Here is a 13,812-nt window from a genome sequence, read left to right as displayed (position 1 = left end):
CTAGAAAAGATTACGATTAGGATGGATATTAAAGACATCGTCAAGAAAGTAAAACAAATCGAAATTCTTACTCGAAGAAAGACCGATGCATCGCTGATGGGTCAATACCACAGTGCGTTCAAAGGTCAAGGGATGACGTTTGCTGAAGTTCGGCAATACCAATTTGGGGACGAAATCCGAAGAATCGATTGGAATAAAACGGCACGTTTCCAAGAACCTTATGTGAAAATCATGGAGGAGGAGCGTGAACTTTCGGTAATGTTAATGGTGGATATTTCGGCATCGATGGATTACGGAACACAATATTCTCTTAAACGAGAATATGTTGCGGAAATCTGCGCTAGTCTTGGTTTTACAGCGATCGGGAATAATGATAAAGTCGGTTTAATTCTTTTCGCGGATAAAGTTTATAAAGTGGTTCCGCCACAAAAAGGACGAAAGCATATGCTTTCTATTATATCGCAAATCCTTTCTACGCCTTATGTTCCTGGGGTTTCTTCTTTGGATAAAGCCATGGAATATATGATGAATGTTTTCAAAAAGAAGTCGTTTGTTTTTATGTTTTCTGATTTTGAAGATGAATATACATCCCGTTTATTGGGCGTTGTTTCCAAAAAACATTCGGTTTTGGGCGTTCGCGTTTCCGATGATAAAGACAATGAAATTCCCGATATTGGATATTCCTTATTTACGGATGCGGAAACAGGAAAACAAATTTGGGTGAATACATCCAATGCTCGGTGGAGATATCAGTTTGCCGAAGAGCAGAAGCAAAAATACAATCGAGTTAGAGTAGATTTTAAAAACGCTTCCGCTGGATATATGAATCTGAAGGCTGGCGACGATTATGTGAAACAATTTTATCAATATTTCAGAACTAAATAAGGAATGAAGCTGATTAAGATGCGCATGAAAACTATTTTTTACACTTTTTTATTCTTGTTTTTCGGAAGTTTTGCTTTCGCACAAACGATGTATTCTAATTTGGATAAAGAAAAAGTGTCTTTAGGCGAACCAGCGATTTATAAAATTAGAATTGAAAATTTAGCGGCAAAACCAATTCAAATTGCACCACGAAATGAGATGTTGCCTTTTCATTTTGAAGTGATTCGCGATTCTATCAATCAACAAGTTGATATTTACGAAAGAACGATTGAATTTGCGGTGTACGAAGAAGGAACATTTACGATTCCAAAGTTTGATATCAAAATTGGTGATCAAGTTTTAAGTACGGTTCCGTATAAAATAGAAGTCGTTAATTCTGCTAAAAAAGAAAATCAAATCAACGATATCATGAATAACAAGGAAGTAAAACTTGATATTCAGGATTATTGGCAGATGTACAAATTATACATTTTGGCGGCTTTGATTGTTATTGCATTGATTATTTTCACGTATTTATTAATTAGATACGGTAAAAAACGAAAATCAGCTCCAATTGTGACGACCAATCAAACGTTGAAAAAATTAGATGCTTTAAAGAAAAAAGGCTTTATCGAAAGTGGTGATTATCGTTCATTTTATGTGGATTTAATTGATATTTCGCGTGATTTCCTTTCGCAACAATACCATATTCCAGCGAATGTTTTGTTAACGGATGATTTGATTGCATACATGAAAACCAAAGATTCCATTTCGCAAGAAGCTGATAAAGTCGTTGAAGACGTGTTCTTAAGAGGTGATTTGGTGAAGTTTGCAAAAACGTTCCCAGATAGCGCAACGATGGAAAAAGATTGGAACGACATCCGTGCTATGGTGAAAAATTCCATTAAGGATGTAGAACTTGAAAACTTAAGAAAAGATGTTTAGTAATTGGAATTTTGAGTTTTACAGCCCTTGGTTTCTGCTGCTTTTCTTACTTTTAGTTCCTATTTTTATTCGGGATCTTACCAAGAAAAGAAAGACGGGAATTAAAGTTCCAACCATCAATAATATGAAGGAGAACCGGAGTTTTTTATTCATTTTATTCATCTTGAAATTAACAAAATACGGAATCCTTACGGCTTTAATTATAGCATTAGCGAGACCAAGAACGTTTTCAGTTTCGCAAGAACGGGACGATACCAAAGGGATTGATATGATTTTGGCGATCGACGTTTCGTATTCCATGTTGGCACGAGATTTAGAGCCAGATCGTTTGCAAGCTTTGAAGAAAATTGCAGTCGATTTTGTCAACAAAAGACCAAACGATCGAATTGGAATTGTTGCCTATTCAGGTGAAGCGATTGCGAAGGTTCCGGTGACTTTGGATCATCAGATTTTAAATGAAGAAATCCAAGAACTTAATTCAAATGAATTGTTGCAAGGAACTTCTATTGGTGATGGTTTAGCGGTTTCGGTGGCCCATTTAAAAGACAGTAAAGCCAAAAGTAAAATTGTGATTTTGATGACCGATGGTGTAAACACAGTTCCAGATGCGATTTCTCCTTTAGTGGGAGCTGAGTTGGCGCGAAATAATAACATCAAAGTGTATACAATTGGTATCGGAACCAATGGATATGCGTTAATGCCAACTGCTGTGGATAGTTTCACGGGTGATTTAATTTTTACCCAAGCCAAAGTAACCATTGATGAACCAATTTTACGAGAGGTTTCTCAAATTACGGGTGGAAAATATTATCGAGCGACCTCTACACAGAGTTTGGCGGATGTGTATAGTGAAATTAATCAATTGGAAAAATCCGATTTGAAGAGCAATACCTTATTCAATTACGAAGAATATTTTAGAATATTTCTTTGGATTGCCTTTGGATTATTGCTTTTTGATGCGCTTTTGCGTTGGGTTTTATATAAGAGTATAGTATAATGGAGTTTAGTTTAGGAAATTACACCTATTTAGCTTTATTGTTGGTTCTTCCCGTTTTGGGAGGGCTTATTTTGAATTATATTCGTTGGAGAAAAGCACGAAAAAATCAGTTTGCAGACAGACGTTTTCAGGATCATTTATTTCCGAAAACAGGCTTTTTTTCGAAGCTATTTCCAGCGTTATATTTCATTGCATTTTTGTTTTTAATCTTTGCTATTATTGATCTTTTGGCGGGAAAAGAACAAATGAAAAGTCAGCAAAAAGTGAGTAATGTGATGTTCGTAATGGACGTTTCTAACTCGATGAATGCGGAAGATATTGAGCCAAATCGTTTAACGGAAGCCAAGAATATTGTCATTAATACCTTGCCGAAATTAGGTTCGGATCGGGTAGGTGTCGTGGTTTTCGCTGGCGACGCTCATAGTATTATGCCTTTAACAACGGATTTGTCTGCTGCAGAAACCTATATTGCCGGAATCGAAACCTCGATTGTTCAAATTCAAGGAACGGATTTTTTGAAGGCCATTGAAGCAGCTGTGAAGAAATTTAAAGGTGTGGCGAAAGGAGCTCGACAAATCGTTTTAATCAGCGATGGTGAAGATAATGAAGGGAAGGAAAACGCAGCCATTGATTTAGCTAAAAAAGAAGGAATTCAGATTTCAACTGTTGGTGTCGGAACCAAAGAAGGAGCGCCAGTTCCCGAGTATTTTTATGGTCAATTAATGGGCTATAAAATGAATCGAAATGGTGAAACTGTAATCAGTCAAAGGCAAGAAAATGCTTTGAAAAATATGGCGAGCAAGACGGGCGGGACGTACATTGACGGAAATTCTATGGAAGATGCGGTGAGCAAGTTAACACACCATTTGAAAAACTCAACAACATCATCTACGGTTATGGTAGATAGTCATAATGCTATTCATTATTATCAGTATTTCCTAGCGGTTTCTTTATTCTGCTTTTTAATCATCTATTTGTTCAATCCGAAGCGTGATTTGAATATTTAAAACCTTAAAATCAGCATCATACTAAAGACTTTAACCCAATTTTAACACTCTAGACGATACTTCTTAACAATTAAACGGATATTTTTGCAAGAGAATGATGAGAAAACTCTTTTCCGCACTGATTTTAGTTATTAATCTGAGCATATTATTTGCACAAGATCAATACAATGCCTTAATTTTTGAAGGCAATCGGTCATTCGACTCTAAAAACTACGAGAAAGCTGCAACGAAATATATGGAAGCAGCAAAACTTAAAGCCAATGATTTCGGCTCTCATTACAATATGGGAAATGCGTTGTACAAGCAGAAAAAGTACGATGAAGCAAAAGCGGAATATCAAAAAGCGTTGTCCTACGCTAAAAATTCTGACGACATTAACGCAGTCAATTACAATTTAGGAAATGCCTACATGCAATCCAACGACGCATCCAAAGCGGCCGAATTCTATAAAAAAGCCTTAAAGAAAGATCCATACAACGAAAAGATTCGTAAAAACTACGAAATCGCCATGTTGAAAAATAAAGATCAGAACAAGGATAAAAAAGATCAAGGCAAAGGTGGCGGTCAAGGTGGAAATGGAGACGGTAAAGATCCTAAAGAAGAACAAGACCCGAATGGTAAAAACCAACAAGGTGGCGGCAATGGAAATGAAAACCAAAATGGTCAAGGAGAAGGAAAAGACGCCAATGATCAAAAGAAAAACCAAGGTGGAAAAATGCCGAAAGACTTAGAAAATGCTATCTTGAATAATATTAAAGGAAGAGAACAAGAGACTGCTCGAAAAATATTAAATAAAAACTCGTATACCGTGCCACAAAGCAACGAGAAAGACTGGTAAATGAAGCAAAAACTTTTGCATACTGTATTCTTAATGTTAACTGTATTTATGTACGGTCAGGTAAATATTGGCCTGGTTACAGATAAAAAAGAATATACAACAAAAGATTTAGTCGTTGTTACCATCGCGGTAGAGATTACAGGGCAAGATTTCGTGCGTGAAGGTCCAATCATTTTACCCGATTTTTCCAAATTTATTGAGCGTGGAAGTTCTTCCCAAACCAATACGTTTCAGGATCCGAATACCAATGAAGTGGTTAGTCAAATGCTTTATTTGGTTCAGCTGCAACCAAGAAAGGCGGGAACATTTAAGATGGGATCTGCCATTGTTCGTGTAAATGGAAAACCGTATAAAACAGAACCTTTTGATATCGGTGTTGAAGAAGCGGGAGAGCCCGTTATTCAAGCGCCGCAAAGCGAAGTTGTTATTAATTGGGAAATGCGTGAGCGCGAAGTTTTTGCGTATCAGCCTACAGTAGCGACTTTAAAGGCGTATTCTAAAAATTTCAACAGTCTTAGACGTATTGGCGAAATTATTCTGCCCGTGCAATCCAATGTTGATTTTAAGCCAATTAGCACCAATCGTTCGGATATCGAGATGAATCAAAGAACGCACATGTTATCTCAGATTTTAGGAATTTATCTTTTGTTTCCGAAAGAATCTGGGAGTTTGAGCATCAATCCTGTCATGGTGAAAATGAAAGATCATCATCATGTTAAACAAGACCGAATTCGAGCACAGAAATCCAATTTGTATGTGAAAGAATTACCTGATGAGGCACCTTTCAATTTTCAAAATGCGGTTGGAAATTATCATGTAGAAGTTTCTACCTCTTCAAAAGAGAAGTTTGTAGAGCTTCACAAACCTATGGAAATTGTTGTTAAGCTTAATGGTCATGGGAATTTAAGTCCAGACCAACTTCCTGTTTTAAAACAAACGGGGAATTACAAAATTTTCCCACCGAAAATCATTAAAAATGTGAAAACTAATGATTCAGGAATGGTTGGAAGCATTGAGGCGCATTATGTTGTTGTACCTCAAAAAGCAGGAAATTTGAATATTCAAGCGGAAGATTTTGCTTTTTTCAATCCTGATGAAAAGAAATATGTGAATCTTGGTCAGAAATCACTTCCTGTTAAAGTAATGACAGCGGAGCAAATTGAAGCTTCTAAGTCAACTTTGGAGAAAGTTAATGAATATACAAGTACGGTTTTAAATAACGTGCCACTTCCGATGATTAAAGAAGCGGATGTTTCTAAAGATACCAAAGGAAAGGGAGTTATGGCATTTCTAGGAAATCATTTTGCCACTTTGAGTTTGGTTGCGGGGTTACTAATTGTTTCGTTGATTTTTATTCGACGAATGAAAAATGCGGAAGTTGAAGCGAATTCAGGAACGAAAACGAAAATAGAATCTATTGCTGAACTTGAGGAAAAAATAAAAAGCAATCAAAAAGTGGACTTTTCGGCTCGATTGGATTTTATGAAAAAAGAATTGAATTCAGAAAATGCACAAGGTTATTTTCAAGATTTTGATTTTCTAAAACGAGAATTGAATGATTTTGCTTCAAAACAAGATTTTGCAGATTTAAAAGACTTAATACAAGCTAAAGTTTCTGATAAGACTGCAGCAGAATATCAAAGTATTTTAGAAAAAATGCAGATGGAACGGTACGCGCCAGCACCTTCAATTGACCTTTTGAAAGATTTGCATCGTGATTTCGCGTTGATTCTTTCAAAAATTTCATAATTCTCAAAAAAAATTGATATTTTTGCGAAATTTCTAATTTATGGAATTCTTTGAACACTTTGACGTAAAGCAAACTTTATCCGCAACAATGGTACTTTTCGCCGTAATTGATATTTTAGGATCGATTCCTATTATTGTGAGTTTGCGTAAAAAATTTGGTCATATCGACGCTGGTAAAGCCTCTTTGGTTGCCGGTGCTTTGATGATTGGGTTTTTGTTTGTTGGAAACAAAATTTTGAAATTTTTAGGGGTTGATGTCAACTCATTCGCAATTGCCGGAGCATTTGTGATTTTCATCATTGCGATTGAAATGATCCTAGGAATTGAAATTCAGAAAAGTGGGGAAACCAAATCAGCTTCCATTGTTCCAATTGCATTTCCATTAATCGCTGGTGCAGGTACATTGACAACGACATTGTCCTTAAAAGCGGAATATTACGATATCAACATCATTGTTGGGATTATCCTGAATACCGTTTTAGTTTACGTCGTTTTGAAAACCGCCAACTGGCTAGAGCAAAAATTAGGAGACGGAACGCTGCAAGTTTTGAAAAAAGTTTTCGGAATTATCCTTTTAGCGATCTCTATTAAATTATTTACTGCTAACTTTGCACAGTTATTTCAGACGTACGTCCATTTTTAAGAAATTAGATTATGAAAACCGTTTATAAAGTATTTTTAGTATTATTCGTTTTGTTTATTGCATTCAATTTTTATGCGATTGATTACAACTTAGGCTTTATGCATGAAGATAATACCAAGTATATTTTCTCTTTGGCTGCGGCTATTCTTGGGCTAATCATTGTTTTCGTGATGGATACGTGGAGCCGAGTAGGTGCTGCTAAGAAATAACCATATTTTTCAATAACGCTTCCGATTTTAATTCGGTTTCTTGCCATTCTTTTTCAGGATTGCTAAGAGCTGTGATTCCGCCACCAACGAATAATTCGGCTTGGTTGGTATAGAATTTTCCACATCGTAAATTCACGAAATAGTACGTTGTTTCTTTCAGTTGAATTTTGGAATAGCCCGCATACAATTCGCGATCAAAATTTTCGAATCTCGCAATAGCCGATTTACAAAAGTCTTTCGGAATCCCACAAACGGCTGGTGTTGGATGCAATTCTTGAATTAAATTTTCAACTTGAGATTCCTCTAAAATTCCTTTAAAATCATTTCGCAAGTGTTTGATATTTCCTGACGGATGATCGTAGGTTTCGGATACCTGTAAATCGGTCACAAAACGTTTCATACGTTCCTCAATATAGTTAGTCACGGGCTTTTGCTCTTTAATTTCCTTTTCCGTCCAATTTTCATTGATGGGTAGTGTTCCTGCTAAACTCATGGTTTCAAAAACCTTCGTTTTTGGTGTATATTTTCCTAATAATTCAGAGAAAGCGCCCATCCAACAAATTCCATCTTGTACAAAAGCATAGACGAATGTAGAAGGGTAGGTTTTAATTAGGTTTTTGAAGGATTCAACTATTTGGATGTTCTTGTACAGAACTTGCTTCTTTCGAGCGATAACAAGCTTTGGAAGTTCATTTTCTTTGATGAATGCGACTGTCGATTTTATTTTTTCAACATACTCATCAAAAGTTTCATTTGGAGTCGACTCATCTTTTGTAGGCAGCGAAAAAGAAACTGCTTTCAACTCATCTTCAGAAAGCGGAAAAATCTCGCCTTGAATTTTAATTTCTTGGGAATTGTCGAACGAAAAAAAACTGATGAAATCTCCATCAGTATTTTCTTTCGTGCTATAAATGGTATTTTCAAAAGGAAGTCTGAAAATAATCATGTCTTAAGGTAATTTAGAATGCGGAACAATATTGTTAGTCATCGTTGTATGGCAAATTAGGTTGCCTTTTTCGTCACGAATTTCGATTTGAGAAACATGAACCGAATGTCCTTTTCTAATAAACGAAGCCGTTCCGGTAACGATTCCTTCTTTTTTAGCTCGCAAATGATTGCAGTTCAAATTAGTTCCTACAGGGAAAAACTTTTCAATATCAACATGCAAATAAGATAAGCAAGAGCCTAACGTTTCCGCCAAAGCTGCGCTTGCTCCACCATGTAAAATTCCATAGGGTTGATGAACTTTTGACGTCACAGGCATTGTTGCAGACAACGTATCTTCGGTAACATCCGTAAATTTCATATCTAAGGTCCCACCCAAAGTTTTTGGTCCCCAATTATTTAAAAAATCGAGCGTTTCTTTCTTCTTTTGTTCGTCCATAATCGTTTATTGAATAGTTGGATTCCAGTTTTCTGGAACTTTTGGTTGAATATTATATTTGATTAAATAGTCTGAAATTTCTTTCAAAATCTCTTCATAACTACTAGAAACAATTTTTTCGTACGGGATTTTATACCCCAAATACATCGTTTTGGTACCGAAATCTCCAACGGCAAGACAAATAGGAACTTTTGCTTCTAAAGCCATATAATAAAAGCCTTTTTTCCATTTAGTCACGTAGCTACGCGTTCCTTCAGGCGTAATTACCAAACTGAAATTATCTTTTTTAAATTCATTCGCAACGAAATTAACTAAATCGTTTTTTTGGCTACGATCAATTCCAATTCCGCCCAAACCTTTCACAACACCGCCGTACCAAGCTTTGGTGTGCGCATCTTTGATAATCACTTTTAATTTTTTACCCAAAGACCAATACGCCAAGTTTCCAAGAATATATTCGCTATTGTGGGTGTGTGGCGTTACTACTAAAATACAACGGTCTAGGTTGTCTACATCGCCATGAAGAACGACTTTCCAGCCAACAAGTTTTAAAAGTAATTTACCAAGAAATTTTTTCATAAAAAATAGAGGTTATAAAATGCAAAAAAGTATAACCAAAGCAGGTTATACTTTACAAATATATTGAAATATTATAGTTCTTGAAACTTAAAATAGGCTGCAAACGAAATCGATCAGTTTGATTACGATTTCAAAAACGACTTGTACCATAATGACATTTTTTTGTGTTGGTGTTTTTTTTCATTACAAATGTACTGATTTTCTTGAGATTCTATAGTAAAATTGATTTTTTTTACGAATCTTTTTATGAAAATCCTTGATTGGTTTTTAACCGTTCAATTTTGGGCTTACAATAAGAGAAAAGTGGTTTTCCGTAAATTAGGATATCGTTGTACTCGCCACTTTTCAGCTTATCACTCTCTAGTCTTTATCTGTTTTTATGGTAATTTCTTTTTTACCGTCTTTTATCTGGATGTTAAGATCATTAACACTTGTAGGATCTAACTTTAATGAGTCTTTGAAATATTGTTTCACATTTTTCGCAGGAACTCTTTTACCGTTTACAATCAAGCTGTCTTTATCGTCGTTAGAATACTCAATTGTAGAACCATTAATAGTGATTTTATTTTCATCGAAATGAATTCCATTTTGACTATTGAAATTTCCATATTCATCATCCGAATCATTAAATCCATCGTTATCTAAATCTCCATCAAATCTAATTCCTTTGTTTTTTGATGGAATAACCATTGTTGTTGTTGGTAGTACCAATTCATAATCGATGCTGTAGTTTCTGAAACGGTGCTCGTACGGATATTTTACAAAGTTCGGGATATAAAGTTTGTTGTCACGAATTTCTACAGGAACCGAAACGTTAATAGGTAAATTGTATCCTTTTGCTTCTTTTTTGATGATTAGATAAGGTGTTTTTACATCCGCTCTTCTTGTGATTTCCATATGTGGCCAGTTGTCCTTCTCATAAACCATTTTCTTGTCCGAATAGATATCATCATCGTAACCTATAAAGTTTTGCGGAATCGTTACTTGCTTCATGTCAACAAAAATAGTGTCCGAAGTGGTGTTAATAGCAACTTCTTCTGTATCTTCTTTATGACCTTTCAGGAACATTTCACGTTTTGCCATACTTAATCCGAAATACGTTGAAAGTCCGATTAGTAGTACAAATAGACCTCCGATTACCCATCCAATATTTCTCAATTTTGTCGTTGGAGAAATCAATTTGATTGCTAGAAGTCCGAATAATAATGCTGGAATCAAACTTCCTAAAACAATCATCGTACTTAAGATGTAAGACAAGTTGTTTTCATCAAAATAGAAGTTCATTTCGTTGAAAGGAGGGAAATCTGCTTTTGCTGAAATTCCAACTCCGAAGAACGCTCCAATCAAGAACATAATCGATATGAAAGCGAAGAAAACTCCTAAAATATATCGAATCACATTCCAAGCTCCGGTACCTGCCGAATTAATCATGGGTTTGCTGTCTTGATACATTGCACCTACTTTTTGAGTAGATTCATTTGCAAACTGAACGATTTTATTCGATTCTTCTTTAATGGTATCGAAGTTCACAGGCTTTCCTTTCATTTTCAGGATATCAGATGTTGATTGTGCACTTGGCAAAACCGCCCAGAAAATGATATATACTAAAGGAACTAAAAATGGCGTTCCTGGAAGTGGGATTAAAGCGAAGAAAAGCAATACCCAAATGATTCGCATCCAAGTGATTTCCATTCCTGTATAGTGTGCTAATCCTGCGCAAACTCCACCTAATTTTCCGTTTTCAATATCACGGAAAAGATGTTTTCCTGAAGGTGAAAATAAAGGTCTTTGTTGCTTCTTTTGGCTCTGGCTATTCGTTTCAGAATAGTATGCTTCTTCTTGCTCTTCGATGGCTTCTGGGCTACCGATTTGGGCAATTACTTTCTCTACGTCGTCGTCGTTGATTACCTCACGTTTTCCTAATGAATCTCTGAAAATTTCTACGATTCGGATTTCGATGTCGTGCATGACTTCGTCTGCCTCAGTTGCATCAAGAGAGCTTCTTAATGCCGCGAGATAGTCGCTGAGCTTTATATATGCGTGCTCCTCAATAACAAATGAGAAACCGGCTAATCCTATTGAGAGTGTTTTATTCATTGTTAATCTTTTGTAAGAACAGTCGTTTTACGGAGTCTGTTGGTTATTATTTTTAGTAATTTGGTTTACGGATTCTGTCAAATCTTGCCATGTATTCTGCAATTCTGCGAGAAACATTCTACCTTTTTCTGTTATTTGATAGTACTTTCTAGGTGGTCCACTTGTGCTTTCTTCCCATCGATAGGTGAGAAACTCACCATTTTTTAGTCGGGTAAGAAGGGGATAAAGTGTTCCCTCTACCACATCTAGTTTTCCTTTCTTAAGTTCGTCCATCAGGTCAGAAACATACATTTCCTTTTCGTGGATTAAACTAAGGATACAGAATTCTAGAATTCCCTTTCGCATTTGCGCTTTCGTATTCTCTGTATTCATTGATATTAAAGAACTTTTTGGTTATTTATTAATCGCGATAAAAGTTATACCTTCAACTTTATATGACAAAGATATATATTTTAATTGGTATTATGCAATACAAAGTAGTAAAATAATTTTAATTTAATTTATAACTAACTGATTTTCAATAATAAAAATTTTTAATGATTTTTTTTGATGTTTTAAAGTGTAACAAAAATTGGTTTCTATTACTTACTTAGTATACATTCAAAAAAAAATAAAAATCATGAATAGATTTACGTCTACATTGACCAAATTTGCTTCGCTAGTTCTTGTATTAATCGCGGTTTTAGGCTTTTCACAAAACCAAAATTCACTTCTTTGGAAGGTGAGCGGGAACGGATTGAAGAATCCTTCTTATGTTTTCGGAACCTATCATATGTTATGCTCAAAGGATTTTCAGATAAAAGATAAAGTGAAAAACGCCCTTAATTCTTCCGAACAATTTATGATGGAAGTAAATTTTTCCGATCCTGAAACGATGACCGTTATGCAATCTGCAATGATGGCAAAACAAAAGCTGAGCGACGTTCTTTCACCAAAAGAAGTGGAAGTGATGAAAGCAAATATCTCGAAGTTTGGTTATAGATTTGAAGATGTTGAAGGCATGTCCCCAATGGTAATCAACTCTTTGTTAATGGTGAAATATTTTGATTGTGCACCAACAGAATTGAAAATGATTGACCTTGAATTAATGAATCTAGCCGCTTCTGGTGACAAAATTATCGGTGGATTAGAATCTGCAAAAGAGCAAATGGAAATATTAGGAAAATTCCTGACACCAAGTGATTTGGTAAAAACGGTTTCAAAATTCGAAGAAGGAAAGGAGATGATGGTTAAACTTAAAAAAGCATATTTGGATGAAGATTTGGCTACGCTAGATGTATTAATGAAGGATCGTAAAGAGATGACACAAGAGCAAGAAGATCTTTTACTGAATAATCGAAATAAAAATTGGGCGAAAATGATGCCAGAACTAATGACTGATAATTCGACATTTTTTGCTGTGGGAGCGGGTCATTTACTAGGAAAAGAAGGGGTAATTATGCTTTTACAAAAGCAAGGATATACGGTAACTCCAGTTAATTAAATAGACTTTTAGATATAAAATTGAATAGGCGGCCTTTCGAAGAAAGGCCGCCTATTTTTTATTTTTTCGAATTGCAAAGCTGCATTTCTTGGTAAACAAATTCCGGATTTCTAAAGATGCTTCTTCTTTTAACTTCGTGGGTTTTAAAGAAGTTTTTACCTGCAATTTCGTTTATTTTACTCTCAAAACTACTGTGCGTCACAAAGAAACACATCGCCGAGTAATCTTGTTTTTCTTTACGGATTTCCATTTCTTTCATTCGAGCCAATTTAAACCATTGGTTGCGCTCTTCATTCCGCACTTGATCCCAAAATAGTAAATCTTTATGCTTATTAATATATGCAGTTGGGAAAATAACTTTCATGGGACTTTGAGCGATGCATTCACTAATCCACCGACTTGCAAAAAATCGAGGGTCAATTTTCGGATAGAACATAAGAACGCGAACTTTCGGACTAGCAACGCCCAAATAGGCTTTCAAACCAGCCATAGCCGCACTTCCCGTTGAAAGAATACGAACTTCTTCGTCTTGATACCCTTCTTTCTTCAAAACATCTTCAAGAAAATGTTGAGAAACCAATTGATTTTTCGGGTTTAAAATACTGTCTTTTGCGGGAAATAAAATTCGAGTTTTCCCAAATCCAACACGGTCTAAGGCAATAATTCGAAAGTTTTTATTGAAATCCTGATTTTTGAAATAGCGTAAAAAATGTCCCGAATTTTTTCCACTGTCATGAAGAAGAATCAGAAACGGCTTTTTGGCTTCATTTTGTACCTTCTTTTTGTTCGATAAATAGTAAATCTGATAACCATCCGAATTTACTGAATCGTATTCTGGTGGTGTCAAAGATTCTTCCGCAAAGATGCTGTTGATCTCGGGTTGCGAATACACTTTGTTGAAGAACGTATATTTTATCCACAGAAAAGCGAGCCATCCTACAAAGAAAATGAGAGTCCACACAAGTATCCGTTTCAGCATAATTAATTTTTAATAAAGATATAAAATTGGTTTCAATG

General features: G+C 35.5%; 15 protein-coding genes. 9 read left to right on the top strand and 6 right to left on the bottom strand.

Annotation, left to right across the window (positions count from 1 at the left end; translation table 11 throughout):
- Positions 1-21: 21 nt before the first annotated feature.
- The 8 genes from AC5XHR_RS12260 (at position 22) to AC5XHR_RS12225 (ending at position 7,252) form a co-directional block, all read left to right on the top strand.
- The gene (locus AC5XHR_RS12260; protein ID WP_495951087.1) at positions 22-885 is read left to right on the top strand and encodes a DUF58 domain-containing protein; all 864 of its coding nucleotides are present in this window, start codon (positions 22-24) and stop codon (positions 883-885) included.
- Positions 886-909: 24 nt separating this feature from the next.
- Positions 910-1,809, top strand: a complete 900-nt coding sequence (locus AC5XHR_RS12255; protein WP_495951086.1) for a BatD family protein — start codon at positions 910-912, stop codon at positions 1,807-1,809.
- Positions 1,802-2,806: a VWA domain-containing protein gene (locus AC5XHR_RS12250; protein ID WP_495951085.1), complete on the top strand. Its 1,005-nt coding sequence runs from the start codon at positions 1,802-1,804 to the stop codon at positions 2,804-2,806. Before AC5XHR_RS12255 ends, AC5XHR_RS12250 begins: the two co-directional genes overlap by 8 nt.
- Positions 2,806-3,813 (top strand): vWA domain-containing protein, encoded by a 1,008-nt coding sequence (locus AC5XHR_RS12245; RefSeq protein ID WP_495951084.1) that lies wholly within the window; start codon positions 2,806-2,808, stop codon positions 3,811-3,813. The genes AC5XHR_RS12250 and AC5XHR_RS12245 overlap by 1 nt, the downstream gene beginning before the upstream one ends.
- Before the next feature lie 97 nt (positions 3,814-3,910).
- Positions 3,911-4,651 carry a tetratricopeptide repeat protein gene (locus AC5XHR_RS12240; RefSeq protein ID WP_495951083.1) on the top strand — a complete coding sequence of 247 codons (741 nt, stop codon included), beginning with the start codon at positions 3,911-3,913 and terminating at the stop codon, positions 4,649-4,651.
- Positions 4,652-6,400, top strand: a complete 1,749-nt coding sequence (locus AC5XHR_RS12235; RefSeq protein ID WP_495951082.1) for a BatD family protein — start codon at positions 4,652-4,654, stop codon at positions 6,398-6,400. It begins immediately after the preceding gene.
- Positions 6,401-6,440: 40 nt separating this feature from the next.
- On the top strand, positions 6,441-7,043 hold the full coding sequence (locus AC5XHR_RS12230) for a MarC family protein (protein ID WP_495951081.1): 603 nt from the start codon (positions 6,441-6,443) through the stop codon (positions 7,041-7,043).
- An 11-nt stretch (positions 7,044-7,054) separates the two neighbouring features.
- On the top strand, positions 7,055-7,252 hold the full coding sequence (locus AC5XHR_RS12225; protein WP_495951080.1) for a hypothetical protein: 198 nt from the start codon (positions 7,055-7,057) through the stop codon (positions 7,250-7,252).
- On the opposite strand, the gene AC5XHR_RS12220 is transcribed toward AC5XHR_RS12225, so the two are convergent.
- The 5 genes from AC5XHR_RS12220 to AC5XHR_RS12200 all read right to left on the bottom strand — a co-directional run bounded on the left by AC5XHR_RS12220 (position 7,242) and on the right by AC5XHR_RS12200 (position 11,684).
- Entirely contained in the window at positions 7,242-8,198 is a 957-nt protein-coding gene (locus AC5XHR_RS12220) for a chorismate-binding protein (protein WP_495951079.1), read from the bottom strand. The genes AC5XHR_RS12225 and AC5XHR_RS12220 overlap by 11 nt on opposite strands.
- Positions 8,199-8,201: 3 nt before the next feature.
- Entirely contained in the window at positions 8,202-8,636 is a 435-nt protein-coding gene (locus AC5XHR_RS12215) for a PaaI family thioesterase (protein WP_495951078.1), read from the bottom strand.
- A 6-nt stretch (positions 8,637-8,642) separates the two neighbouring features.
- A complete protein-coding gene (locus tag AC5XHR_RS12210) occupies positions 8,643-9,215 on the bottom strand; it encodes a 1-acyl-sn-glycerol-3-phosphate acyltransferase (protein ID WP_495951077.1) in 573 nt (190 codons plus the stop codon).
- Positions 9,216-9,575: 360 nt separating this feature from the next.
- Positions 9,576-11,312, bottom strand: a complete 1,737-nt coding sequence (locus AC5XHR_RS12205; protein WP_495951076.1) for a PspC domain-containing protein — start codon at positions 11,310-11,312, stop codon at positions 9,576-9,578.
- 27 nt (positions 11,313-11,339) lie between these two features.
- Positions 11,340-11,684 carry a PadR family transcriptional regulator gene (locus tag AC5XHR_RS12200; protein WP_495951075.1) on the bottom strand — a complete coding sequence of 115 codons (345 nt, stop codon included), beginning with the start codon at positions 11,682-11,684 and terminating at the stop codon, positions 11,340-11,342.
- Between the two features lie 247 nt (positions 11,685-11,931).
- Here AC5XHR_RS12200 and AC5XHR_RS12195 point away from each other — a divergent pair, with 247 nt between their 5' ends.
- Positions 11,932-12,795 carry a TraB/GumN family protein gene (locus tag AC5XHR_RS12195; RefSeq protein ID WP_495951074.1) on the top strand — a complete coding sequence of 288 codons (864 nt, stop codon included), beginning with the start codon at positions 11,932-11,934 and terminating at the stop codon, positions 12,793-12,795.
- 58 nt (positions 12,796-12,853) lie between these two features.
- Here AC5XHR_RS12195 and AC5XHR_RS12190 read toward each other — a convergent pair whose 3' ends face one another.
- Positions 12,854-13,756, bottom strand: a complete 903-nt coding sequence (locus AC5XHR_RS12190; protein ID WP_495951073.1) for an alpha/beta fold hydrolase — start codon at positions 13,754-13,756, stop codon at positions 12,854-12,856.
- Between the last annotated feature and the right edge of the window lie 56 nt (positions 13,757-13,812).

It is taken from the genome of Kaistella sp. CFF1-2 (genome assembly GCF_059509915.1).
This window is presented reverse-complemented; position numbering and strand designations above follow the sequence as displayed.